This window comes from Leptospira kemamanensis (genome assembly GCF_004769665.1).
In the GTDB taxonomy this organism is placed as follows: domain Bacteria; phylum Spirochaetota; class Leptospiria; order Leptospirales; family Leptospiraceae; genus Leptospira_A; species Leptospira_A kemamanensis.
Genome location: NZ_RQGG01000039.1, coordinates 1 through 24,559, shown reverse-complemented (window position 1 = coordinate 24,559; position 24,559 = coordinate 1). Strand labels below are relative to the sequence as shown.

Below are 24,559 nucleotides of genomic sequence, written 5' to 3'. Positions count from 1 at the left end.
GGTGTAAGTTCAGTAATGGATTCAGCCAAGTGATACTAATCGCTCGATCGGCTTGACCATATTACAATATACACGATTACGATCGTGTATGTCATTGAATGCGTTGTTTGTTAGCTTACTTGTCGTATACAAATGTTGGGAGAAGCTCTGGGTCGTAAGATTCGGAGCTTTTTTTATATCTAGAGTTTGATTCAGAAATTCCGTGGGTAACCCAAGTCAGAATGCATTTCTGACGGAGGCGTGGCCAAAGCTCGCCAGTCTGAACAGGAAGTTCAGCTGGCAGGAGTCAGGAAAGCATTCTGCTGTGTCTCCGCAGGCTCTCCCTCATTGGGGAAGATCGAACCTCTGTCGTATACAAGTGTTGGGAAAAGCTCTGAATGAAAGTTCAGGGCTTTTTTTATGTCTGGGGAATAAAAAAATCAAATTGATTTCAAGAAATGACTATAGGAAACTCAAACAGATTACTTGATATGTCCATTCAAAAGCTGACAGATGAATATATTGAAAAGAGTAGATTGTTGCGTGTAACCGATAGATTAGAGTTCTTAGAAGAATATCGTTTGCTTCTTCCAGAATCAGTTTTTCTAGAAAAACAAAAACAATATTTAAAAAATTGGGAAGCAGTTTAAGTAAAATTACCCCAGGCTAGGTTTTAAAAAGTAGCAAACTAACTCTTTATGTTTTTAAAAAAAATCCAAGATAAATTTTCTAAAGAGGAGGTTCCGTATGCTATTGTAGGCGGTTATGCGGTTGCAATACATGGTGTTGCACGGGGAACTTTTGACTTGGATGTAATCACCGAAATTAGTGAAGAAAATTTCTTAAGAATAGAATCGATTCTTGAATCCATTGGTTTAAAATCAATTTTGCCAATTTCTGGGAAGGAAATTTTCAGAAATCTAGAATTGTATAAAAGAGAGAAAAATCTTATTGCTTGGAACTTTGTCAATCCCGATAGACAAAGGGAAAGTTTGGACATTATCCTTACAGAAGACATTCGCAATTGCAAAATTGATCATGCTGAAACGGATTTCGGATCTTTACCGGTAATATGTTTGGAGGATTTGATCCGAATGAAATCGAAGACGGGGAGAATTCAAGATTTGGAAGATGTGCAGGCTTTAAAAAAACTAAAATAGCCAGATACGACTCTAAAATAATATAAAGTAACGTTAAGTTATTTTTTAGATTCTCGATCATCTCCTCTTAATGAGAATAGATCGAAAACTTAGTATTAAATATAGGGAAAAAGAACTAATTAGGTTGTACAGGGAACTGAATCTAATTCGGAAAAAAATTTGGTCACTGCCACTCATTGAATTAAAGAAACCAATTTTTCTTTCTTATGGATTGATTTGGACTTTAAAGTTACAATCATCAAAATACAAGGATGCTTACCCCTACATCATTGATAGATATTCTTGGATTAAACATCTAAAGAATTAAAAAAACTCACTCAAATGGAACCGGAGCCAATTGTCCTGGATAAATATGGGTATCGCTCTCTTTTGGGAAAATACCCAGATGCCATACATTGGTTTATTAAACGAAAAAATAGATTTAATAAAACGGAATATGTCTTTAACAAAGTTGATATCTTAGGAAGCAAAATTGTAAAAGAGATGATCACACACAGAAGGGTTATTAATCCAGACTTTGAAAGCCGTAAATGCGAAATCGAAGATATACTTTTTACTAATGACGATTATTTAGGTAAGTTGGACCACCTACTTGGCATTCGTCACCATTTCGATTGGGACAAGTCTAAGTTCAATAGAAAGAAAATGGAATTATGGGAATCAAATTTTTAAGAGAGTTTGGTGATAAGAAGTAATCCTTCTTATTTTGTTTATGAAAAACTCAAAGTTGGACTTAGAAACATCGTGTATTTTTCTATTTCCGGTTTCGATTAATTTGTCACTAAAGTTCTATTGCTTTTGCTTATAAAACAAAAGAGTATTTCTGAAAAAACCGTTTTCGTTCCTTATCCATTGAAACTCATGTAATAATGGGTATATTAAAAGACAAAATGATCAAAGACATGATCGTACACGGTTATGCTGAAGAAACAATTCGAAGTTATACGACATGTATGACTCTTTTAACGAGACATTTCCAAAAGTCTCCTATAGATTTGGAACCGATAGATATCTATCATTTTTTCCTCTACTTAAGATTGGAGAAACGTGCTGATTCATCCTTAATTATCTTTTATAGTGCATTTATGCTTTTTTATTCTTTAAGCGGTCGAAAAGAGATGATGCAATTGGTCCCCCTTCCCAAAAGGAAACGAACAGTTGTTTCGGTATTCAATAAAACAGAAATAATTCGAATTCTTTCCAATTGCCGAACTGTATGGGAAAAAGTTTTATTTACTCTACTCTATTCGTCAGGGATACGAATTGGTGAAGTGGTAAAACTTAAGATTTCTCATATTGATTTTGAAAGAAAAGCAATTTTGATTGAATCGGGGAAAGGTGGACATTCAAGATATGCATTGTTAGCGGATACAACTGCCATATTATTAAAACAATATCTGGAAATTTATAATCCTAAATCCTTTTTATTCTTTTCTCATAAGGGGAAAGATGTAGCTGCAAGTGTTCGATCCATCCAAGCAGCATTCCAGAAAATTAGAAAACTTTCTGGAATCGAAAAATATGGAACTGTACATACTCTCAGGCATTCCTTTGCGACTCATCTCATGGAAGATGGATATGGACTAATATACATTCAAAAATTATTGGGGCATGCTGATATCAAAACGACACTTGTGTATTTGCATGTATGTCCAAGTTATCTATTACACATAACGAGTCCATTGGAGACAATCAGTGAAATTAAAATGGGAATCTTTGAAAATCAAGGGCAACATGGGTTACAATTTCATTGAGTTCTTAAAATACGCCCCTGTTTTGGGGCGCTTGGAATGAATTGATCTACTGGTTGAAATATGGTTTTGCATCTTCCACAAATTGGGCAGACATGGCTTTGAAAACTTCTTCTTCGGAAGAGGTAAACAAATTGGCCCAAATCACGGGCAAAGCAAACGCCCATAAAAAAACAAATCTTCGTGGTGAGTAATTGAAATCTTTGATCTTTTGGCCATCTTTGTACAATGTGTACGTTACATCATATCCATCATTGCGACTCCATGCAGGAAGGAATGTGGCCGTTGCAATGGAAATATAACCAAAAATCAACGCGGGAGCAGAAACTGGCGCCCATTGAGTTGTTACCTTACAATACATGCCCTTCGGTGGCATGACTTTGGGATCGGTGATTTCTTCTGAATCGCTGAAATTTTGGCTGATATTGTTTTTAAAATAGGACTTGAGAGCTGCATAACCACCAAATTCTAAAATGGGGAATGGTGTTAGATGGTAGTAGAGTTTGTTTTTAGAAACTCCAGCAGGTTTGGAAGTGGATTCGATTCTTGGGTAATCTCTGTAACTTGTAATACAGGAAGCGAAGGTAAATAGGAATAGAAAAAAGAAGTGGAATAACTTCATCTAGAAACCTCTGTTATAGTTTTGCACAAGTTTCCTTTTTCTCAAAAATGATTCAACTGTTTTCAGGAGCCAGGTGGAAAAGGATTTCGTAAAATTGTATTACATGAATTTAGTTCATAAATTTTTGAGCAAATAGAAGATATCCGCTAGCAGCAATATTCTATTCGAATCAGAACAAATTGTATGGATATACACTTAAATGCAATTGAAACAAGAATTGACCTAAATTTCGGTAGGAAATACATTCGATGGAAATAAAAGTCTGAAACTTCGGAACTGAACTAATGTATCTTTTCGAAATTGTCGCAAATTTTGGTATGTTTTGACAATGTAAATATGGTAACAGGACAAAATGAAACTGAGTCAGGAAATATTTGATTTTTTATCTGAGTTAAAATGGAACAACAATCGAGTTTGGTTTTCTGAAAACAAACAACGATTTGATGGATTACAGAAGGAATTAGTATTGTATACTGCTAATTTACTTTCTGAGATCGAACTATTTGATGAATCGGTGAGAGGGATAGATCCGAAATCCTGTATTTTCAGGATTTATAAAGATGTACGTTTCTCGAAGGATAAAAGTCCATATAAAACACATTTCGGAATTTTTATGAGGGCTGGAGGAAAAAAAATAAATGGAACTGGCTATTATCTTCACATAGAACCAGATGTTTCTTTTTTAGGTGGAGGTTGTTACCAACCAGATTCTAAGTCTCTATATCGAATTCGTGCAAAGATTGTGAAAGATAGTAAGACATTTCTGAAACTCATTCAGGAAAAGAATTTTAAAAAAGAATTTGGTGAAACTTTTTATGGCGAAACAGTCAAAACTGCTCCTAGAGGATTTGCAAAAGATCATCCCTTAATTGAATTTTTGAAATACAAGGGTTATGCGGTAACCAAAAAATTAAATAATGCGGATGTAACTTCCAAGGATTCTACAAAAAAAATCATTTCCTCTTATCGATTACTTTATCCTCTGCATCAATTTTTAGACAAAGCGATGAGTGAATCAAATTAGGATCTATCCTGGAGTAGGCCACTCAATCAAGGTAAGATCCAAATGTGAATTTGTTACAGTGGAAATGATTTACTTATGAGATGACTTCGAGAGTAAGTACGCCAAAAAGATGGTCACTAAAATTGAATCAAAGACAAGAGCCGCTCCTGATTTTGCCAAGTATGCTTGTCCATACACTAAATTCAGAACAACAAATGTAGATTTACTTATGGATGCAACAACTAACACCAAATTGCGATTTGTTTGATTGTACGCGCCGTAAATCAACATCCCACCCACTAATGCAATTAAAGCACCCCAATTTCGAACCACAATATTAGCAAGATTTCCATCGATCGTTTCACCAAATGTCAAAGTGAGTCCGAGAGTGGGATGAAGAGCGGAAAGGATCATGGAACAAGTGATGATACCAGAGACTAACATGATCCATTTTATGTTGGAGAAAATCAAATTCATAAATTACCTCGGGCTAAAGAAAGCATACGATTCTAATTATGCGAGATTTTTTTAAGCAATTGGGAAGAAATAAAATAGGAATTCGTGAACTTTAAATTTGTTTGTTCTTCTTTCCTTTCCATTGTTTTGCTTTTTTTAAATACAATACAATCTCATCCGTTTCTGGATAATCATAGTAAGACTTGATGAAATCGAAAATAGATTCTCCTTCGTTATCTCTTAAGTCGATATCTGCTCCATTTTCAACTAAAATCTTCACCAATTCTAAGTTAAGTGTTCTTCGTTCAATCAGAATTTTGAGAATGGATTTCCCTGAACGATCTGTTAAGTTTACATTGGCTTCATGTTTCAGGAGATAACGAATTATTTCTAAGTTTGGTTTTTCTTTCGTTGTCAAATACATCAAAGCGGAAGAATGGTACCTATCTTTTGCATTGACATCCACTCCATGATTGACAAAAAGTTGGATCAGTTTAAAATTATTGGGTTGTAGACTACAACTTAAAGTTAACAATGTTCCCTCTTGTTTTTTCCCGTTTACATCCAGACCATTGTCGAGTATCAATTGGACTAAGTCTGATTGATTATTGGCGATTGCAGAATGGATCAGTGGTTTGCCATGAACATTCCAAACGTTTACCTCGGCTTTCTTTGAAATTAAATATTTTGCAATATTGATTTTGTTTTGATCTACAGCATAGAAAAGGGCAGTTTCTCCTTTTTTGTCTTTTGCTTCGAGATTTACTCCTTCTTGTATTAGTTTTTTCACAAGATCTATATCCGAATTTAAAACCGCTTTGTGAAGTTCTGGTAAGGATCGATATTCACCATAATTTTGAATTCCTTTTGAAATTTCAGAATAACCCTTACGCACAGCATCCACAAGTAACACCGGAGAAAGGACAATGTAGTGATACCATTCTAATTTGATCATGTCTTTACTCTGACCAAATAGAAAATTGGGAAAACTGATAATGAATAATAGAACCAATGATTGTTTGTGAATCCAATTGAATTGAAACCTTGGTGATTGGTTCATAGGTTTTTCCTTAGAAATTGAATGGATTTTGAAGAATAGATACAAACTTACGTTTGGCGTAATTTAAGATTTCAGGGAGAAATGTTCCCAATATAAGTAAAATCAGGCTAAACAAAAGTTTTTGAATTGAATTGACCCAAATTTCAGAAAAAGTATTGATGATGGCATAATCAGGTTGGTTTGGTAAGTAATATAAAGGGACAGGTAAACCGATGGTATATTCCTTTCCCACTTCTCCAAAAATTTGTCCATGGATTTCGTAAATTTCTCCATCCACTTGGTATTGGATGATGGGTCTTAGTATGTAATGACTTGTGCCGTAACTTTTACCCCTCGTTTGTGTGGAATAATCCAATTCTTTGTAAGAGGAGACAACCTTACCATAGGTTTTTTTACCTGTTCGGATGGTATTCACTTTGCTAATGATAACAAGTATTCCCATGACAAAAAGGTAAACAGCAAACGCTTGTAATACACGAGAAACAATCTTTGTTTTCATTTCTGATTCAATAGAATCGGCAGTTTTTTATTCACTTTCAATCAAAAAAATACAATCGAGAGGACTAAAATTTAAAGAAGTCCTTCAAATAAGTTAGGTTGGTTTGGTGGATTTTTTGAATTCCAAAATGGTTCACATTTTTTCCAGTATGCGAAAAACGATGGAAAATACCCTCTCACTTTCGGGAAAATCCAATCCCTTTCTTCTTCTATGCCCACATATTCTTTGTTTGTTGGGTGTTCTTTGAAATATATGATCGGATTTGTGTTTTTCAAATGTGAAACGATTTCATCCCACTCTCCCCAAAAAAACTTGAGATTCGGGATATTCTGAGAGAGTCCATAAATGAAATCCAATGATTTGGGAGAGGACGGAAATTCTTGGAAAAAATGAGGCCTCATCATAAAAATTCGATTTCCTTCCCAATTTTTTTTCCAGTTTGGATCCATTTGATAGAAATCATAAATAAAAATGGGTAAGTTGGGATCTATGTTTAACTCTTCAAAGGAACTTGTAAAGATGGTTTGGATCTTTTTTTGGTTCCATTTCTCTTTCATATCGATAAACCATTGTTTTGTGGATAGGTAAGCAGATAAAAGATCAAAATTTTTGAATTCTGCCAATTCCTTGGGACAGTCACTATCCATTTTATTTGATAGGTGATCATAACTGAAGTCTAAATAAGTTTTAAAATCATTTGTTTTTAGATACCGGTTGATATTTTCCTGATTTGCAATATACTGTTTGGAGCTGAAAGCACCTGCAATCCATTGCCAACTGCAGGTATTACTCGCTGCATCTGCATCTAAAAGATGGTAATACATCCATTGGGAAGGTTGTTTCCAATAAGCACCACCCATATTGCATACGAGTGAAGCTATGTACATACGAACATGGTTGTGTAAGTAACCGTTTTCATAAAAATCCATCAATTCGCGATCGATACCAGGAATACCCGTGCCAATGGATTCTTGAAGAATCGCTTGGGGGATTTGATTGTGTCGGACATTTGGTTGTGAATGTTTTAAATCTTGGAATAAGAGTGAACCTTTATTTCGCCATACTTCCTGAAAGTAATCTCTCCAAGTTAACTCTTGGACAAATTTAGAAATTTGGTATGGTTTGTAACCGAGAGAAGTTACAAAATCAAAAACTTGTTTTGTGGATAAAAATCCTCGAGCAATATAAGGTGACAATAAAGTAACAGCGCCATCAATGTAATTCCTTGAACTTCCATACTGTACGGGATCGACAGAATGAAGTCGTTTTTCAATGGACTTTAGGTCTGTTGGGAATGTGACTTGCAAAGGATTTCTAAATTCCTATCCATATTTGGGTTGTTCTCAGTGTTAGACAGAATTAGTGAATGGACCCCCTAAATTTATTGACAAAACAATCTATTTTTTGGAAACTCAAAATCCATTTTCCATTTTTACCTATTAAAAATGAAACCAGGTTTTTAAAAATGAAATTACAATTGCAACAAACACAAGTTAGGTTTTGGATACTACTCGCCATTCTCCTAAATTTCGGATCGGTGGGCGCAATCTCCTATTACGATACAGGGGAAATGTTAACTGTCATGGCAGAGAAAGGATTAAATTTACGAGACAAACCTTCCGCTAAGGGGAAAAAGTTAATCCAGATTCCGATGGGTGGACGTGTCAAAGTAATTTCAAAAAAGGAAACGAAACCAGAAACAATCGATGGAATCAAAGGATTTTGGATCGAAGTGAATTATCAAACATGGAAAGGATATGTCTTTGATGGTTTCTTAAGTCGACTACCGTCTCCTCCCAGAAACTGTAAGAGTTTAAAAGATTACCTCACCAAATCCTACGGATCCAGTAAACTCGAAACGATAGCTATGGGGGATTATGAAGGTCGATCTGCTTATCGATACAATCAGTCCATCTTGTACATGACGGAAGGTGGTGATAGTTTTGACTTATATTTTCCTGAGATTTCTAAAGAAGAATTGTATTTGATTGGGAAACTTTGTAATGAGTTTGGTGGTGAAACATTTGAACTGGATGGTTCGAATGCATTCAATGTTCCTTCTAAACAAAGTCAAGAAATGATGATTCGAATCTATCAGGATGAAAATGGTGTGACGATCCTGAGAAAAGAATTGTAAATTTGGAAACAAATTGCAATTGCTTTCGTTGGGAATCAAAATCAAAACTGTTTTGAGGACAAAATGAAACTATTTAAAAAGATTGTAATACTCATTGGCATATTGGGAGTTCTCGGGATTTTTTTTTATGCTTACATGGGTGGATTCCAAGATGTAGAAGTTAAGGAAACCAACTTTGGTTCTGTAGAAATTTTTCTCTACACCCACAAAGGACCTTATCAAAATTTAAATGAGAGTTGGGAAAAATTTCAAAAAGAATGGGAATCAGTGGGGCTAACAGAGTGTCATAGTATGGCACTGTATTTGGATGGACCGGATACAGCTCCAGAAAAATTAAGATCTGTTTTAGGTTGTCGAATGGATGGATTGTCCGATACAGAAATCAAAATGGTGAAATCGAAAATGAAAACTTTTTTGATTCCTGAAATGAAATGTATCACAGCAACTTTCCCATTTAAAAATGTATTCTCTTATTTTTTGGCACCGACCAAGGTATATCCAAAATTTCAAGAAACTTTGACCAAACAATCTTCGATTACATCAGTTGCGATCGAAGTATATGGTGGTTCTTCTCAATTTGTAGATCATATAGATTTTTATATGCCAGTCGGCGTGAAACGAGAAGTGTTCTCGCCATTGGAATTATTATTCCAAACTCAATAAATGAAAATAGAAACGATAGCAAAGTCCGAAATCAATTTAGGACTTTGCTATCTTAACCTAAGGGTATCTATTCTTCACTCCCCTTGTCCTAGAGAATAACCAGGAACACCATCAAACTCATATAAGTTTTCTGTTTTGATCGAATCGTAACCTTTTGATTCCAGAATCGTGAGGATTGCAGTGATATCCTTGTGTTTGATATTGCCACCGTTTGGTGATACAAATCGACATCGAAAATGGTCTGTTAAAAATGTTTCCTTTTGTCCTTTTGGATACACTTTCACTCCACGATTCGTGATCATTTTGAGATGTAAGAATTCTTTTGTAACGGATTCAAGATTTTTACCTAAAACATCTGGATCTCTATCTTCAGGTATATCTAAAAAGATATCTACACCCACTAATTCTTTTTTCTCCTTTTGATTCGATAAACTCAAAGTGAATGATTTTGGTTTCACAAGTTCACTGGCAGTGAGTACCGTTGGATTTTGTCCGAGTCGATCCAGGATGGCATCAGTGTATTCTTTGGTTCCCACAAGTTTTGTATTTTTTTCATTTTGGAAAATATCGGCGGTTCGGTATCCATCTTCTAATGTCTTTAATACGGCGTTACGAATGAGTTTCGCTTTCCCAGGTTTTCCTAAATGGGTTAACATCATAACAGTTGCTTTGATCACTGCTGTTGGATTGGCAATGTTTTTTCCAGCAATGTCAGGTGCACTTCCATGAACTGCTTCAAACATGGAAACAAAATCTCCTATATTAGCAGATCCACACATTCCAACAGATCCAGTGACTTCGGCAGCAATATCAGAAAGGATGTCGCCATAAAGATTTGGTGCAAGGATCACATCGAATTTTTGTGGTCGATTTGCTAGTAAAGCAGCTCCAATATCAATGATCATACTTTCCGCTTCAATCTCTGGGTATTCTTTTGCAATGGTTTGGAAAATGTTGGCAAACATACCATCTGTAAATTTCATGATATTGTCTTTGACCATACATGTGATTTTTTTTCTTCCATTGGATCTTGCAAATTCAAAGGCATAACGGACAATTTTTTCCGTTCCAGGAACTGTAATTAATTTCAAACATTGAGTGACTTCTCTTGTTTGGCGGTGTTCAATGCCTGCATACGTATCTTCTTCGTTTTCACGAATGATCACAATGTCAGTACCTGGATGATTGGTTTTAATGAATGGATCGTATGTTTTTGCAGGGCGAACATTCGCATACAATCCCAAGGTTTTCCGTATCGTAACGTTTAAACTTTTATATCCTTTTCCTCTTGGAGTGGTAATGGGTCCTTTTAAGATCGTTGGATATTTGCGAATCGTATCCCAAGCATTTTCGCTGATTCCAGAAAGGACACCTGATAAATAAACAGATGAACCTGCCTCAATCGTTTCGAATTGAATTCCTGATTTTGCCTCATCTAAAATGCGAATCGTTTGATCGATGATTTCTGGCCCTATGCCGTCTCCTTTAATCAAAGTCACAACCACCTCGCGATTTTCATCGACGGGTGTTAAAGTTTCTTTAGCTTTCGTATTTGTTGGCATAACTGGCTCCTGATACGTAAATCAATACGTGAATTGGTATTCGTATATTAGACAGAGGAATGGAAATCTCGGTATGGAAAAAATCCAATTTTTTTTAGGTGAATCGAATTTTTTCCAAATACTTATGGAACGGGAATGGTGCTGATAAAACTCCAACACTCAATATATGTAATAGAATGAGTAGAATACCAACATTCCAATACATTAGCCATTTTGATTATGTAGCCTTACCGAGTTAGAATCACCAAAAACATCGAAAGAATCTCGCTTGAAGTTCCTTGCACCACTCAGAAAATAACATAGTACTCAATTTCGAATTCAAATTTGTTGTAAAATGCAAAAATAACAACCAATTTTGAAACGTCAATGGGAGTAGGTGGTTTTATGCCCAAAATTGTGGATCATAATCTTTATAGAATCGAGTTACTTTCCAAATCACTTCCCATTTTTGTTTCAAAAGGTGTAGCCTCCGTTTCCATGCGAGAGCTTTCCAAAGAATTGGGTGTATCTACGGGAACCTTATACCACTACTTCCCAACGAAAGAAGCATTGTTTACTTCTATGGTCAAACATCTGGTTTCTTCCGATGCAGAAGCCATTCATAAACTTACTGAAGATAATACAAGTATCATTGATATTATGAATTTTGTAGCAGGTAAGGAAGGACATTTTATGAATCTCATGTTACTCGCTGTGGATGTGAAACGGCAACACTCGGATTCAAAGGAATTGATCCAACTATTGGAGGAGTCATTTAACGCGTATGAAATGGCGTTGAATCGTTTTTTTCCAAAAGAAACGGAAGGAAAAGGTGGAAAGGCATTTTTGTCCTTTTTTGTAGGTGTATTGTTTTTGAAATCCAAAGGGGAAGAAGGAACTCCATGGATGGATTTGTTTGAAGGTTTAAAATACTTAGGAGATTTTTTCTCTGCAAAAGAACTTCATAACAACCACTAATCCTGATTCGATTTCATTAATAACGTAATCCCACTTTTTTCATTGGCAACTTTGACAAGTTCCAACTCTTCAGGGCTTGCATATTTTTTGTCCCATTCCAATACTTTCGGAATCATCAAATAATGCCAAAGTGGAGGGATGAGAGCAATCACAATGGTTGTCAAATACCCACTAATCATCATCGGAGCATTCGGATAAGGCCTTAGGTCTTGGTAAGGAACTTCTCCTTGTGCGTGGTGGTGGGAATGCCTTGTTAAATTAAACATGGTCCAAGAACTAATCCGTTTGTTGGTGTTCCAAGAATGCCTTGGTTGGACTGGTTCTTCTGGTAATCGAACCATTCCATAATGCTCCATATAATTAACGATCTCAAGTAATGCCTTTCCAAACAAACCAGCAGCGATAAAAAATAACATCCCAAAAATTCCACCTATGAGATAAGCCAAAATGACTAAACAAACACTCATCAAATGACCACGTAAAAAAGCATTGTGGTAAGAGAATGTGGATAAATTTTTTCGTTTTAGACGTTTGGTTTCAATTTTCCAAGCACTGATATTCCCTTTGATGGTAGAAGCAAGGACATGGTAATATACATTTCTTCCTCTAGGTGCAGTGGCTGGGTCTTCTGTTGTGGAAACATAACGATGATGACCATACACGTGTTCAATGGAGAAAATTGTATCAAAACTAAAGGCAAGTAACCATCTACCAATGAACATAGAGATTGGATCCCAAGTGCGGTGAGTCAATTCATGTGCTGTAATTGTTCCCACAAGTCCAATCATAAGACCAGTGAAGAGTACGGCATATCCATGGACCAGGATGGAAGTATTCTCTTTGGCAAAATTAAAATCAAAACCAAAGATTTGAGTGAGCCAGGATCCAAAGCCAAGTGTATCGATAGGACTCATTGTCCAAACAGAACAAAAAAAGAGAATCCATAAGATTGGCAATGCCAACCAAAGTTGTAAGGTCAAGATCTCTGGTTTTGTATAACTGGGTGTACTTTTGTCATCACCCGAAAGTTCGTCTCCTACGATGTAAAAGAAAAGTAAGGAAAAAAATCCAATGGTAGTATACATTCCTCCCAAAAGTAAACTCACAATCGACATGAGACCTACGGCATGGAATAAAAAGAATTTAATATAATCAAAGAATCCTGCTTTGCTTCTTAACGTTTTATCATCGATGTTTAGGCTCAGACTATGATCGATGGTTGAAAAACGATCTGCAAAAATGGATTGTTTTTGAATTCCGAATTGGAGTAGTTCTTTTGTGGCGGCGTCTACCATAGGAGGAGGTCCACATAAATATGCTTCGGTAGATTTTGTTAGGTGGTCTCTAATGAAAGAAGTGACAAGACCTCTTTTTCCTTTCCAAGAACTATTGATTGGTTCCTCCGAAAGAATTGGTATAAAGGTAAATTTTCCTTTCCAAATTTTTTGGATTTTTTGAATTGCATTGATTTTGTATAAATCTTCTTTTTTACGAGCGCCAAAAAGTAGGGTAAGCGGTCGTTTGGTGCCATTTAGGATTCCTTGTTCTAATATGGCAAGGATGGGAGCAAGTCCACTTCCACCGGCAACCATCAGAATTGGTTTTTGACTCTCCCTTAAATAAAAATTACCAAATGCTCCTTTGAGTTTTGCTTTTTTTCCAACTAAGTTTTCGTGATAGATATAATTTGATAGTTTTCCATTGGGAACCTTTCTAACGATAAAGGAAACGATTCCTTTTTTGTTTGGAGCGTTTGCAAAAGAATAATTCCTTTCGGCATCCAACCCTTCGATGGATAGAGAAACGTATTGGCCAGCTTGGAAATGTAAGGATCCTTCCAGTTGGATCGAGATTTCGCAGATTTCATCTGTGAGTACTTTTTGTTGGAACACTATACCGAAGATGGTTTCCTTGTTTTCCACTTGGATGGTAACGTCTGTTTGGGGGATGCTCTGACAGGCGAGGATGTATCCATTGTCCAATTCTTCGTCGGATAATAAATAACCTGTTTCTGTAAGTTCTTGTACTCTCCCTTCCACCAGTTTACATTTACAAGTCGCACAACCTCCCACCCGACAGCTATGGGGGAAATCGATCCCTTGTCTGAGTGCTGCACTCAAAATGTTTTCCTTGGGACGGACGGAAATGGGCACGCCATTGATTTTCAGTTGGTTTGTTTCTTTTTCCGACTCTGCCCTCACCATATGCTTCGCTTTTCCACTGCTCATTCGATTGGTTAGGAACATATCTCACTCCCTCGTTTCCATCGCGATTGGTTCCGGTGCAAGTTTGTCTTGGGAACCCAGGCCAACGATTTATTTCGCACGTTTGTTATAAATAAAGTAAGTCAAAAACAAGTCAAACAGAATATTTGTGTTTTTATCGGGAGATTTGAGTTCGTTTTTCCGTAGGAGGAGATTCGTCCAGAATCTGTTTCCAAGTTCCCTTCGTGTTTTACGGTTTCGAAAGGGGAATGACAATCGGTTTGCCATAGTCCCAATAGCCTCGGGAAGGACCACTTGGTCCATTGATGAGGGGGACAAGAACGAGTTCTGAATCGGGGTGGTCACTGATATCGATCTGGAATTCAAACACATGACCTACTTTTCCCCAAACATATCGTTTGTTTCCTTTGGTCCTTTCGTATTCCCAACCGTACACATCGTTCGGATTCATTTTAAATCCGAATCCAACTCGCTCTTTTTGTTTGGAATTGTCCGCGAGAAAAAAATACAAATCCTTTTCGTTTGAATCCATTTTGTAAAAGGGTTTGTCGGAACGCACCATTCCATAAAGTAAATTGCCTATCTGTTTGTATCGAAACTCGGTGATCGGAATTTTTTGGTTGGGAAGTTTTGGTTGAGTAAGAGTGATTGCATCTATGAATTCCCAATCGTCGGCCATACCGTCGAGGATGATGCCCGTGTTTTGGATTTTGTTTTGAAAGATTTCTTTTGGATTTGGTTCCTTTGGATTCGTTCCTAAAATTGTTTCTGCAAAATCACCCAATCCATCCTTGTCACTATCCCATTCAGTAATACTCGTTTGATTTACAATTTCTTCATAGTCAACAATAGAATCCCCATCTTGGTCTTGCAGAAGGGACTTAGTTTTCTTTTGGTAACCTTTTCGTTGTACCCATCCCGACAAGAATTGGTCCCAATCCATATCTTTTTGTTTTCGTAAGAGTGAGATAACGCCTTTTGTTTTGTCTTCATAAATCTTTTTGGATGGAGCAATGAAATAATCATGCCACGATTCATGTTTTGGATCCATAAGTGACATTAAAAAATTTCGATATTTTTCGGCACCTAACTCTAAATAAATAAGATATTGGATCTTAAAGGATTTTTCATAGTAAATGGAAAAATCATTGGCAGGAATATTTTCTACGTGGGCGATGTCACCTAAAGGAAGATCTATTGTTGAAAGCGGTTGTCTAAACCCCCACCAATACTTTACTTTATTGATTTCTAAATTTCCAATTGAAAGGGATCCACTTTTTTCCATAGCAACTGGTAAAAAACTACTCACACCTTCGGAAACCCATCTAGGATCTTGTCCAAACCACCAATGCCCTATTTCATGATAAAGAAGGGGAGCAGGGATGGGAAGTTCAGGATCAGGGTAAGCGAACGGAACATAGGCAATCGCACCTTCATTTCTTGCTATGCTTCCATCTGTTATATCTTTGATGGTCAATACTTTCGCTCTCGGAGCCGCTTCTAAATACTCAGCTAATTTGGGAATGTAGGAGCTTGCAGTTTCGAGAATCAATTTGGCAAATTGACTTTTTTTCCCTTCTGGTTTGTACAATACTCGGATGATTTTCGACTCACCTAACACCTGAATCGATGTTTCTTGTGATTCGAGTCCCACTTCATCTTCCGGATGTAAGGTTGTATTAAAACTGGATTTCGGAAAATTGTCTCTTCCTGAAAGGAACAATAGGGTGAGTATGAGCAAGGTGAGTTGTCTTGTCTTCATGGAATTGAAAAGTTTAGAATAAGTTAAATTATAGAAAAGCAGTTTCTTATCTTTTACTTGGAAAAACTTTCTCAATCAATCTGAGCTTCTATGAATCATTTATTTCCAGAGGAAGGAATTCCATATGGCTCTCGCAAATTCCAAGCAATCGCAACCTTGCATTTGCGGAGATTTCCGTATGATCTTTTGAGGATTCCATGAACCTAATTCCTGAATTATCGATTTAACAAACAGTGTCAGACTCTTCTCCTATGAAAAGGGAGAGATGTTTTTTTGAAATTCTGTTCTTTTTTGAACAAATATTGATTGGAAAATCGACAGAAAACATTTGTTAAATGAAAATTTTAATTAAATCGTTTGCTCTTTATTGGAATGAAATACATAGTGGTAACAGATTCAAAATATTATCGTTTTTTTAACTACTAAGTATTCCTCACTTTTTTGCATTCTGATCGCTTTTCTGAAGTTTTCCCCTGCATTTTCGTTGTGTTTTTACCTGATTTCCTAACTGGAAAGTTGTTTCTAATCCTCTAAAATTTCCGAGTCAAATAAAACTTAATAAGGACATCACATGTCAACAAATATCTATGTAGGTAACCTCTCTTACGAAATGACGGAATCAAAACTTAACGAACTTTTTTCAGTTCACGGTTCTGTTTCTTCTGCTAAAATCATCACTGACCAGTACACTGGCGGATCTAAAGGTTTTGGCTTTATCGAAATGAAAGATCGTAATGAAGCTGACAAAGCTATCAGCGATTTAAACGGAAAAAATATTCTCAATCGTGAAATGAAAGTGAATATTGCAAAACCAAAGACTAACAACTGGAATTAATTCTAGTTTAAAGGAAGGGAACAAGTTTATAATAGAGATTCTATTCTTTAGAAAGTTCTCTATGGATTTGTTCCTTTTAGATTTCTCCAGATTCCCAATTTCTATAACCTCCACCATATCGCGTAACATTTAGTTCACGTGCTTGCAAAAAATTCAGCGCATTTACAGACAATAAACACAACGGCCCTCGGCATACAAATGTGGAATCGAACATCAAATGTTGTCGTTTGATACAAGGTTCTTAATCCAATCCATCAAATGGAAGGGTTAACCTTTGGTGGATTAAGGGCATGTATGTCCAATTCTCATTTTGTATTTACTAGATAGATAACATTCCACAAGTTCTCTGTCACTGCTACTCAATACCTGGTCATAATAGATAAAATCTCCAATGTGACCGTTAAGATAATCTCCGTATGGGTAAACACCAGAGTTCCAAAAATAACGCCCCATATTCAAATCAGCTGGAGCACAATTATAAGCTGTTCCAGGTGAGGACGTAGAACCGACAGGAGATCCATATTTATAAATCGTACCCGTTGTTCCATCGAAGTGTAGACTTGCCATAATCACCTCTCCTAGTGTATTACTAAAGATGGCAGAGGAAATGACTTTGGGATCATTGAGTTGTAAGTCAAAGAAACTAATTAATTTATTGGAAGCTATATCTGGTAAGTATAAAAGTTTGGCACCATTTTGGAAAATTCCGTCACTGCCCGACATCTCCGTATCGTTATAAATGGCAAAAATTGTATTGGATGTTGATAATAAAGAAGGTTCGCATGGCCTGGAAAGAAAAGTTAAAGAAGGTCCGATAAACCGAATCCCTGGTGTTCCATTTAAGGAAGTAGCATTGAAGACCGGTTGAGACGCGACAGTTGCTTGGCTTAGATGTAAATTGTTCCCACTTCGATCATCCCAGGTAGAAACACAATTGACGCCACCACTACAACCTCCATTGCTAAAATTAGCACTTTCTGGCATTAAATAAAACTTTAAACTACTACTAGCGACTGTTTGGTTCCAGGAACTGACTTGTGTAGGATAGGGACCAGAAATGGCTCGAATTTCGGAAACAGATAAGGTTCGATTGTAAATTCTAACATCATCGATATCACCTGAAAAATATCCAGTAGTTGTAATAAGGCGACCAATAAATAAGTTTGAACTAATCCCAGTTGACCATAGATTTTTATACACATACGCCCTCAATGTTCCATTTTCATAAATAGAAGCGTATTGGGTGCTACCATCATATACTCCACACAAATGGACCCACTGGTTTAAAAAATCTTCTTGTATGACTTTGGCTTCATCATTCCATCCCAACATCCCAACTTCCGGTTGTAAAATAACAAGGCCACTCGCAGTAGAATCTATAGATGTTCCAAAACTTATGATGTATTGGGCAGCTAGACTAGATGATTTGAACCATGCACAAATTGATCGGCTACTTCCACCGATAGGTAAACCATTCGGATTTGATTTTTGGAAATAGTTTGTCCCATTGAAATAATAGGCGGAGCTTGGAAAACCATTTCTATCGTTTGTGGGGGCCACGGTTCCAAAATTTGTGAGGTCATTGAATTGATCTCCATAGTCTTTGCCATTTCCATTGAAAGGATAATAAGAAATTAATCCTGATGGTACCTGGATGGCAAGTTTTTGGATCACATCATCATCCAAGGCCCCGTTAAAGAATTGTACGTTCGAAATTTTCCCTTTGAAATGGAAACCATGTCCACCATCTCCCACCTTAAATCTGCTAGATGGGATGCCAGGATTTGTTGCATAACCCATGGCGTCTGCTTTTCCATTGATGAAAATTTGCCAGTTGCCAGAGAGGCGTCGCATGGTCACGTGCATCCAGCGATTCGGAGGCAGTTGCATAAACGTGAGTGGACCAAGTAATGGTCCTAAGGCAATTCTCAAAGATCCTGAGTTATCAATGGCAAGTCCATAACCGTCTACGCCACCCGTACCGTTATAAAATATAAATTGGTTGGTTACTTTACCTGAAGTTTGTATCCATGCGGAAATGGTGAGATTATCAGTAATGTTGGTAACATTTGACGTACTTTCAATGTATTGTGAGTTTCCATCAAATTCATAGGCTCCATTCGATAAACCATTTTCATCCCGTGTGAGGGAAGGGGCACCCAAAAGAGTACCATCATTCGTACCTACAGAATCGTTTGTATTCCCATCAAAGGTATATTGTAACAATTCGGCTGGTTGTAAATACCGGATGGAATGGTTTCCTTGGTCACCAATGTAGATGGTTTGACCATCTGTGGTTATATATCCTGGAAAATTAAGAAGTCCATTGCCACTTGCATTATCCGCATACCCTGCCACACTACCCACAAGGGTTGTCACACGATTCGTTGTTAGGTTAAGATGGCGGATCCTGTGACCTAACCATTCTGAAATAAACAAATTGACTCCATCAGTTGTGATTCCATGTGGATCATTGAATTGAGCTGATGTTCCAAAACCATCTGTAGAAGCTTGGACTCCATCACCGGCAATGGTATCTACCGCATTAGTTCCTGAGAGTGAAATCCTTCTGACTTTATAACCACCACCCAGGCCAACATCTGTAACATATAAATAATTTCCTAAGCCAACTATGGCGATAGGAGACACAAAACGAGCGTTTGTTCCTATGGGGGAATTGGCAAAAGAACAAAGTCCAGCACCTCCTGCAATTGTTCCTACTGCAGTAGTATTTGGATTTAACGTACGAATTGTACAGTTGTTTCGATCCACAACATAAAACATTCCATTGTGTAAAGTCAACCAAGATGGATTGGAAAATGATGCGAGGATCCCTGATGTATTATCCGAGGAACCAGCGTTTCCCGAACCTGCCATCGTAGACACAAGAGCGGTTGCTAAATTGACAATGCGGATTCGGTTGCCATTGGCTTCTAATACAAATAAATTATTGCCGTTCGTTGTGATTCCAACGAGCCCATTGAATTGAGCTGCCGTTCCGACACCATCCAAACAATTAATGACTACTGTCCCTGGACAAGTGATTCCTCCCCCAGAATTTCCTCCCGCAAAGACAGTGGTAACTCCAGAGGATTTGTCAATTTTACGAATCACTCCATTGGATGTGTCGGCGACATATAGGAAATTGGAATCAGCTGCGATCATACTCGGAGCATTAAAACGAGCTAGTGTAGCTGTTGCGCTTGCTACCGCTGGCCCCGATGTTGGTCCCGTACCACCATTGTTTGTTGGAAAAGAACCAGCCAAAGTACGAACATATGTTTTTCGATTGATTAGATTCGTACCTAAATCAGAACCAGTTGTAGAAAATAGATTTCCTCCCACGATATAACCAGAAACACAGGTTACGAACACATTCACATTTGCTGCGCCAATGGTTCCGAAAGCAAGAGTTGGGTTGTCAAAAGAACAAACTGTTCCCACAGGTTGAGAAGAAATGGTGATCACAAAATTAGATCCAGTTGGTTGGACAATAGAGAATTTCTGAAATCCACTCGAACTGAAATTTAAAGTATCAGATCCATTATTTTGCACCGTAATAGTTCCTGTAACTCCTGTTACATTCACTCCTACTTCGTAAAATCCAGCTCCTAGTCCACAGGTTATGCTAATGTTTGTGATGGATGTGCTTTGAACAACTCCTTGTGCATTTGCAATGGAACAACTTAATCCAACACCATTCGTTGATAGGCTCACATTATAAAAATCGCCGGTGTTTAATCTTTTGGGGAATGTAAAATTTCCATCGGAAGCAACATTGATTGAATCACCTCCGTTGGTTAAGGTCACAGAAGTACCAGGGAGAAGTCCTGAGACAACACCACCAATGGTTTGGCCTGTAAATTGGGTTCCTGTGAAAATGCGAAGGAAGGCAAAAAGATCGAGTGGGCTGCGGATGAGTTTGGGAAACGAACAAGCAGAAAGGAAAAGGCAGACCAAAAACAAAGGAATTCTTTTCATTTGGTTGCTCCTGAATAAGGAAAGAATTGTATTCCTTGAAAAATAATCAAGAAATTATCAATACTTTTAGGGTTTGGGAAATTCTAAAATGAACCGACTACCCTCATTTGGTTTTGATTCCACTTGGATATTGCCTTGGTGTAGCCGCATCAGTTCGAAACAAAGTTTTAAACCAATTCCAAAACCTTTTTCCCCCAAAGTCCCAGGGGAACTCATAGATTCCGTAAAAAGATTTTGGATCCGATATTCTAGGATTCCCTTACCAAAGTCGACAAAGGAAAGATAGGTGGTCGTATCTGATTCATGAAACTCGATGTTAATTTTACCATTGGGAAAACTGAATTTAATTGCATTAGCAAAAAGATTTCGAAGGATTTCATTTAGAATCGAAAGGTCTGCATAGATATAATTTTCTTTTGTTACACGGAACTCAATTTCTAGATTCTTTTTTTTGAACCTCAATTTGAAATGATTCTAACAATTGGTTTAAGGACTCTAAAACATAAATTTTTGTAATTTGTAGATGAATGCTCCCTTTTTCCAAATTAAATCTACTTAGATTTAACAAATGTTCAATGGTAGACATTGCATTTTCTAAAATCACAAAAATCTGTTTCAATAAGTGGGATTTTTCCTCTTTCAAAGTTTCTTCGTCATCCACTATCGTGAGTGCAGAATAAACTGTACTAAGAGGAGATCTAAGGTCATGTGCAACTAGTGAAATAAATTTATCTTTCCACTGATTCCCTTCTTCCGCAATTTGATTGGCTTCTTTGAATTCTTTTGTTCGGATGGTAACAGTCCTTTCAAGGGAATCATTTAAACTAGCAAGTTCATTACTGAGAGTTTCGTTTTTGATGAATGTTTTTGCAAAAAAAGATGCTAGGAGTAACGATTGAAATAAGACTGTTGATAAATACGAATACTTTAAGACCAATGCTGTATGGACCAACCCATACAGCAAAAGTGTGTCATTGATTGCAGTGACTAGTAAAAATATTTGGATCCAAAATAAACTCACTGCCAGTCCTTCTTTGTTTAAAACTGATTTTAACAAAGCAAACACTGAATAAAATAAGCCAAGGATTGTTAAAAATAATCCCAAAAAAGTAGTTTGAGAGACAATTTCAGTAGGTGCAAAGACGACGATAGCATATAACAGTAGACAGATGGATGAATACGTTTGGACCAGTCGTTTTGAAAATTGATGAGGAAACAATTCTTTTAAGAAGAATAAATAAAATGGCATCGCCAAATAAAAAATCAGAGAGAGGCAAAACGCAAAACGATAGGGGATGGAAGGATATAAAAAATACAAAAGATCGCCATTCAATGAAATGGAATGAAGTGCAGTGGTAATACAAAAACAAACCGAAATATAAAATTAATTGTTTTGTACGCCTGAAAAAAAATAAAACAAAATGATAAAATGACATAAAAAGTAAGGCGCCTGTTAGTAGGGAATCAAACGCCATCTCGCGACTCAATTCGTTTTGAATGTCTTCGTATCTTCCAAATTTTGGAGCATACCAAAATGCCCCATCATCATGATAAAAATTGGAAATTTGTATCGTAAGAGAAACTTCTTTGTTTGGGTTTGGGATGAGAAGAATTCCAGCTTGCCTCCTCGGTATCATTGATTCTTTTGTTTCGCCAATGTTACCAAGATCTAAGTGGTTTTTCCCATCAACAAACACGCGCATGGCTGCTCCACCAGTTTGAAAAAACGAACGGCATAGAGTTTTTCTTTTTCTTCTTCAGGGAAAATTAATTTGAGTTGGTAAGTCGCAAACCCTGTTCCATTCTCAATTTCCTTCCATCGTTTTCCAATAGCAAGATACTGTTTTTTTGCATTCGGATGGATTACTTCTATCTTTTTGGTGATAGGATCATTGGTATTCGATTGTAAGGATTGGGGTGATACAAAATGATCCCAAACAAATTCCCAGTCTCCAGATAAGGTAATGGTTTTATGATTTTGAAATTGATCGAGAGTGAGATAAATTTCACCCTCTTTCACAAGCGGAGAGGATGAGGGATGGTTCGTTTGAATGCAAGTTATGTTTGTTAGGAAACAAACAAAGATAATTCCAATTTTCAAATACATGATCGTCTGAGAATTGATTCCCCAGACCATATTTTAGTTGGATTCTATCCCTTCATAGGAATATTTAAATTAAGGTAGTTGCACTAAGCCTTTTTTATTTTTCCATAACATGTATTTTTCTAAAATCAATTTACCAAAATTGTAAAATACATTTGGGATCATCAATTCAAATTGTCTTGGTTTAAACAAATGGTTAATGAGAATCCAAACTTCTTTTTTACCAGCATCCATGATACAGATTCCAGGAATTTTCCCAAATGGCATAGTTTTGAATTTACCTGTTCCTTTGATGTCGTTGCGAATATTTTCTGCGACAATTTTTCCCATAACATCGGATGGAAATCCCGTTTTGGGTACACCAAAAGGTGCTGCACATTTTTTGAATGGTGTGATCACTTCTACTGCTAAACCAGCCGCATACACATTTTTATATTTGATGTGTTGATACCCATCGTTTGTGACTACAAAACCTTTTTCATCCACTAGATCCGGTGAGTTTTTCATAACTTCTGCACCTAAAAAAGGTTCCGGTGTTACCCAAGTGATGTCTACTTGTTTACGAACACCACGTTTTCTTAAATATTTATCTAAATTGAAGAGATACTCATAAGCCGCACCCATACAACTTGCACCTTGTGTTGCTGCAACAACGACTGGTCCAGGATTTTTAACAATTTCTTCGAAGGCAATGGCTGATTTTTCCGCAAGATCAGGAGTGACAATACATTGGACCATATTGTCTTTGGGATTTAAATTTGGTAAGATATCAAAGTTGAGTGACGCACCGGTAGCGACGATAAGGTAGTCATAACTGAGTTCACCGTTTTTTTCGGTGATCACTTTCTTTTGGTCTGGCATCACCTTGATCCCTTTGTCTTGGATAAACTTAACACCTTTTTTGTTTAACATAGGTTCAACGGGGAAAGTGATATCTTTTACCTTCCGCAAACCAAAGGGAACCCAAATCAAAGAAGGGACATATAAAAAATGGGAAGTAGGTGAGATCACAATCACTTCCACATCGTTTCCAAGTTTTCGTTTGGTGGAGATTGCCGCCGTTACTCCAGCAAAATTACTTCCTAAAACTAAAATACGTTTCATCTGAACCTCGTCATATACAATACAGGGTATTCTATTTGACGTAAAAACAAATCATTTCTAATAAATCAATAGGAATGAATTTTTTTTTGTTTAACTTTAGAATGATTCTATGCTAGGAAGATCCATTCGGTAGTATCCACTAAAAGGTTGTTTTCCACGATCCGTAATATTGCCGCCGACAAACAAATACTTTCCATATTGTTTTTGAAAGTTTGTAGTGCCAGTTTGTGTGAGATTTGGATTTATGATTTTGTCATTGTTTAAGTTGATGTAGGCAATCCCTTCCGCTGGTGTGGAGTTGACTGAAGTAAAGGCTCCGAATAAGACCATCAAACCTTCGTTACTGACAAACATATTGTTAAATTGTCCTCCATTCAATTGGAATCGATTCGATTCAAATACGCCAGTATCTTGTTGAAAACTTGCTAAGTATTGATTGGGAAATCCACCAATTGTAGTAAAAAATCCTCCAATATAAATCTTCCCATTATAAGAAACAATTCCAGAAACATCTCCATCGGGTGAAGTAGTTGGGATATTTACAAACAACCCATCTACGTTATTTACTGTTTGAATATAAGTTCTTGGACCTCCACCTGCTGTCGTAAAAAGACCACCTAATAATGTCCTAGTTCAGCGAAAAAGGTAATTTTGTAATCAAAAAATAAGCTAAGCCACAAGATCCAATTTAATACTTTC

Annotated in this window: 23 protein-coding genes; 9 read left to right on the top strand and 14 right to left on the bottom strand. The window is 36.8% G+C overall.

Translation table 11 applies throughout. The annotated features are described in order from the left end of the window. The first annotated feature begins 470 nt into the window (after positions 1-470). From EHQ59_RS17745 to EHQ59_RS14225, 4 genes are all read left to right on the top strand, one after another. On the top strand, positions 471-629 hold the full coding sequence (locus tag EHQ59_RS17745) for a hypothetical protein (protein WP_167481418.1): 159 nt from the start codon (positions 471-473) through the stop codon (positions 627-629). A 48-nt stretch (positions 630-677) separates the two neighbouring features. Then, a complete protein-coding gene (locus EHQ59_RS14235) occupies positions 678-1,139 on the top strand; it encodes a hypothetical protein (protein WP_135620309.1) in 462 nt (153 codons plus the stop codon). Between the two features lie 321 nt (positions 1,140-1,460). Next, the gene (locus EHQ59_RS17895; protein ID WP_244245554.1) at positions 1,461-1,811 is read left to right on the top strand and encodes a hypothetical protein; all 351 of its coding nucleotides are present in this window, start codon (positions 1,461-1,463) and stop codon (positions 1,809-1,811) included. 197 nt (positions 1,812-2,008) lie between these two features. Next, the gene (locus EHQ59_RS14225; RefSeq protein ID WP_208652412.1) at positions 2,009-2,893 is read left to right on the top strand and encodes a tyrosine-type recombinase/integrase; all 885 of its coding nucleotides are present in this window, start codon (positions 2,009-2,011) and stop codon (positions 2,891-2,893) included. Between the two features lie 46 nt (positions 2,894-2,939). On the opposite strand, the gene EHQ59_RS14220 is transcribed toward EHQ59_RS14225, so the two are convergent. Continuing rightward, entirely contained in the window at positions 2,940-3,512 is a 573-nt protein-coding gene (locus tag EHQ59_RS14220) for an LIC12231 family lipoprotein (RefSeq protein ID WP_135620308.1), read from the bottom strand. 352 nt (positions 3,513-3,864) lie between these two features. Here EHQ59_RS14220 and EHQ59_RS14215 point away from each other — a divergent pair, with 352 nt between their 5' ends. Continuing rightward, a complete protein-coding gene (locus EHQ59_RS14215; RefSeq protein WP_135620307.1) occupies positions 3,865-4,536 on the top strand; it encodes a DUF2461 domain-containing protein in 672 nt (223 codons plus the stop codon). A 69-nt stretch (positions 4,537-4,605) separates the two neighbouring features. Here EHQ59_RS14215 and EHQ59_RS14210 read toward each other — a convergent pair whose 3' ends face one another. The 4 genes from EHQ59_RS14210 to EHQ59_RS14195 form a co-directional block, all read right to left on the bottom strand. Continuing rightward, positions 4,606-4,992 carry a hypothetical protein gene (locus EHQ59_RS14210; RefSeq protein WP_135620306.1) on the bottom strand — a complete coding sequence of 129 codons (387 nt, stop codon included), beginning with the start codon at positions 4,990-4,992 and terminating at the stop codon, positions 4,606-4,608. Between the two features lie 91 nt (positions 4,993-5,083). Continuing rightward, a complete protein-coding gene (locus tag EHQ59_RS14205) occupies positions 5,084-6,031 on the bottom strand; it encodes an ankyrin repeat domain-containing protein (protein ID WP_244245553.1) in 948 nt (315 codons plus the stop codon). 10 nt (positions 6,032-6,041) lie between these two features. Continuing rightward, positions 6,042-6,530 (bottom strand): DUF3592 domain-containing protein, encoded by a 489-nt coding sequence (locus tag EHQ59_RS14200; RefSeq protein WP_135620305.1) that lies wholly within the window; start codon positions 6,528-6,530, stop codon positions 6,042-6,044. A 71-nt stretch (positions 6,531-6,601) separates the two neighbouring features. Next, the gene (locus tag EHQ59_RS14195) at positions 6,602-7,837 is read right to left on the bottom strand and encodes an FAD-binding domain-containing protein (protein ID WP_135620304.1); all 1,236 of its coding nucleotides are present in this window, start codon (positions 7,835-7,837) and stop codon (positions 6,602-6,604) included. Between the two features lie 158 nt (positions 7,838-7,995). On the opposite strand from EHQ59_RS14195, the gene EHQ59_RS14190 reads away from it, so the two are divergent. Continuing rightward, on the top strand, positions 7,996-8,667 hold the full coding sequence (locus EHQ59_RS14190) for an SH3 domain-containing protein (protein ID WP_167481417.1): 672 nt from the start codon (positions 7,996-7,998) through the stop codon (positions 8,665-8,667). Positions 8,668-8,730: 63 nt separating this feature from the next. After that, entirely contained in the window at positions 8,731-9,330 is a 600-nt protein-coding gene (locus EHQ59_RS14185; protein WP_135620302.1) for a hypothetical protein, read from the top strand. Between the two features lie 74 nt (positions 9,331-9,404). On the opposite strand, the gene EHQ59_RS14180 is transcribed toward EHQ59_RS14185, so the two are convergent. Continuing rightward, positions 9,405-10,892, bottom strand: coding sequence for an NADP-dependent isocitrate dehydrogenase (locus EHQ59_RS14180; RefSeq protein ID WP_135620301.1), 1,488 nt, complete (start codon positions 10,890-10,892; stop codon positions 9,405-9,407). A gap of 384 nt (positions 10,893-11,276) precedes the next feature. Between EHQ59_RS14180 and EHQ59_RS14175 the strand changes: the two genes are divergently transcribed. Then, complete coding sequence (locus tag EHQ59_RS14175) at positions 11,277-11,849, top strand: TetR/AcrR family transcriptional regulator (RefSeq protein ID WP_135620300.1); 573 nt, start codon at positions 11,277-11,279, stop codon at positions 11,847-11,849. Here the strand turns inward: EHQ59_RS14175 and EHQ59_RS14170 are convergent. Beyond that, entirely contained in the window at positions 11,846-14,095 is a 2,250-nt protein-coding gene (locus EHQ59_RS14170; RefSeq protein WP_135620299.1) for a fatty acid desaturase, read from the bottom strand. The genes EHQ59_RS14175 and EHQ59_RS14170 overlap by 4 nt on opposite strands. A gap of 208 nt (positions 14,096-14,303) precedes the next feature. Then, positions 14,304-15,836 (bottom strand): hypothetical protein, encoded by a 1,533-nt coding sequence (locus EHQ59_RS14165; protein WP_135620298.1) that lies wholly within the window; start codon positions 15,834-15,836, stop codon positions 14,304-14,306. Positions 15,837-16,407: 571 nt separating this feature from the next. Here EHQ59_RS14165 and EHQ59_RS14160 point away from each other — a divergent pair. Continuing rightward, entirely contained in the window at positions 16,408-16,671 is a 264-nt protein-coding gene (locus tag EHQ59_RS14160; protein WP_100716636.1) for an RNA recognition motif domain-containing protein, read from the top strand. A gap of 282 nt (positions 16,672-16,953) precedes the next feature. On the opposite strand, the gene EHQ59_RS14150 is transcribed toward EHQ59_RS14160, so the two are convergent. The 6 genes from EHQ59_RS14150 to EHQ59_RS14135 all read right to left on the bottom strand — a co-directional run bounded on the left by EHQ59_RS14150 (position 16,954) and on the right by EHQ59_RS14135 (position 24,409). Then, positions 16,954-20,652, bottom strand: coding sequence for a LamG-like jellyroll fold domain-containing protein (locus EHQ59_RS14150; protein ID WP_135620297.1), 3,699 nt, complete (start codon positions 20,650-20,652; stop codon positions 16,954-16,956). A 66-nt stretch (positions 20,653-20,718) separates the two neighbouring features. After that, the gene (locus EHQ59_RS17890) at positions 20,719-21,114 is read right to left on the bottom strand and encodes a sensor histidine kinase (RefSeq protein ID WP_244245552.1); all 396 of its coding nucleotides are present in this window, start codon (positions 21,112-21,114) and stop codon (positions 20,719-20,721) included. Beyond that, a complete protein-coding gene (locus EHQ59_RS17885; RefSeq protein ID WP_244245551.1) occupies positions 21,083-21,970 on the bottom strand; it encodes a sensor histidine kinase in 888 nt (295 codons plus the stop codon). Before EHQ59_RS17885 ends, EHQ59_RS17890 begins: the two co-directional genes overlap by 32 nt. A 351-nt stretch (positions 21,971-22,321) precedes the next feature. Further along, entirely contained in the window at positions 22,322-22,759 is a 438-nt protein-coding gene (locus EHQ59_RS17880; protein ID WP_244245550.1) for a hypothetical protein, read from the bottom strand. Between the two features lie 69 nt (positions 22,760-22,828). Continuing rightward, complete coding sequence (locus EHQ59_RS14140; protein ID WP_135620296.1) at positions 22,829-23,860, bottom strand: NAD(P)/FAD-dependent oxidoreductase; 1,032 nt, start codon at positions 23,858-23,860, stop codon at positions 22,829-22,831. Positions 23,861-23,956: 96 nt separating this feature from the next. After that, the gene (locus EHQ59_RS14135; RefSeq protein WP_135620295.1) at positions 23,957-24,409 is read right to left on the bottom strand and encodes a hypothetical protein; all 453 of its coding nucleotides are present in this window, start codon (positions 24,407-24,409) and stop codon (positions 23,957-23,959) included. Positions 24,410-24,559 lie beyond the last annotated feature (150 nt).

Excerpts from the sequence above, each read along its gene's own strand:
- EHQ59_RS17745 (WP_167481418.1), top strand. The coding sequence starts at position 471 with ATGTCCATTCAAAAGCTGACAGATGAATATATTGAAAAGAGTAGATTG.
- EHQ59_RS14235 (WP_135620309.1), top strand. The coding sequence starts at position 678 with ATGTTTTTAAAAAAAATCCAAGATAAATTTTCTAAAGAGGAGGTTCCG.
- EHQ59_RS17895 (WP_244245554.1), top strand. The coding sequence starts at position 1,461 with ATGGAACCGGAGCCAATTGTCCTGGATAAATATGGGTATCGCTCTCTT.
- EHQ59_RS14225 (WP_208652412.1), top strand. The coding sequence starts at position 2,009 with ATGGGTATATTAAAAGACAAAATGATCAAAGACATGATCGTACACGGT.
- EHQ59_RS14220 (WP_135620308.1), bottom strand. The coding sequence starts at position 3,512 with ATGAAGTTATTCCACTTCTTTTTTCTATTCCTATTTACCTTCGCTTCC.
- EHQ59_RS14215 (WP_135620307.1), top strand. The coding sequence starts at position 3,865 with ATGAAACTGAGTCAGGAAATATTTGATTTTTTATCTGAGTTAAAATGG.
- EHQ59_RS14210 (WP_135620306.1), bottom strand. The coding sequence starts at position 4,992 with ATGAATTTGATTTTCTCCAACATAAAATGGATCATGTTAGTCTCTGGT.
- EHQ59_RS14205 (WP_244245553.1), bottom strand. The coding sequence starts at position 6,031 with ATGAACCAATCACCAAGGTTTCAATTCAATTGGATTCACAAACAATCA.
- EHQ59_RS14200 (WP_135620305.1), bottom strand. The coding sequence starts at position 6,530 with ATGAAAACAAAGATTGTTTCTCGTGTATTACAAGCGTTTGCTGTTTAC.
- EHQ59_RS14190 (WP_167481417.1), top strand. The coding sequence starts at position 7,996 with ATGAAATTACAATTGCAACAAACACAAGTTAGGTTTTGGATACTACTC.
- EHQ59_RS14185 (WP_135620302.1), top strand. The coding sequence starts at position 8,731 with ATGAAACTATTTAAAAAGATTGTAATACTCATTGGCATATTGGGAGTT.
- EHQ59_RS14180 (WP_135620301.1), bottom strand. The coding sequence starts at position 10,892 with ATGCCAACAAATACGAAAGCTAAAGAAACTTTAACACCCGTCGATGAA.
- EHQ59_RS14175 (WP_135620300.1), top strand. The coding sequence starts at position 11,277 with ATGCCCAAAATTGTGGATCATAATCTTTATAGAATCGAGTTACTTTCC.
- EHQ59_RS14170 (WP_135620299.1), bottom strand. The coding sequence starts at position 14,095 with ATGTTCCTAACCAATCGAATGAGCAGTGGAAAAGCGAAGCATATGGTG.
- EHQ59_RS14165 (WP_135620298.1), bottom strand. The coding sequence starts at position 15,836 with ATGAAGACAAGACAACTCACCTTGCTCATACTCACCCTATTGTTCCTT.
- EHQ59_RS14160 (WP_100716636.1), top strand. The coding sequence starts at position 16,408 with ATGTCAACAAATATCTATGTAGGTAACCTCTCTTACGAAATGACGGAA.
- EHQ59_RS14150 (WP_135620297.1), bottom strand. The coding sequence starts at position 20,652 with ATGAAAAGAATTCCTTTGTTTTTGGTCTGCCTTTTCCTTTCTGCTTGT.
- EHQ59_RS17880 (WP_244245550.1), bottom strand. The coding sequence starts at position 22,759 with ATGTATTTGAAAATTGGAATTATCTTTGTTTGTTTCCTAACAAACATA.
- EHQ59_RS14140 (WP_135620296.1), bottom strand. The coding sequence starts at position 23,860 with ATGAAACGTATTTTAGTTTTAGGAAGTAATTTTGCTGGAGTAACGGCG.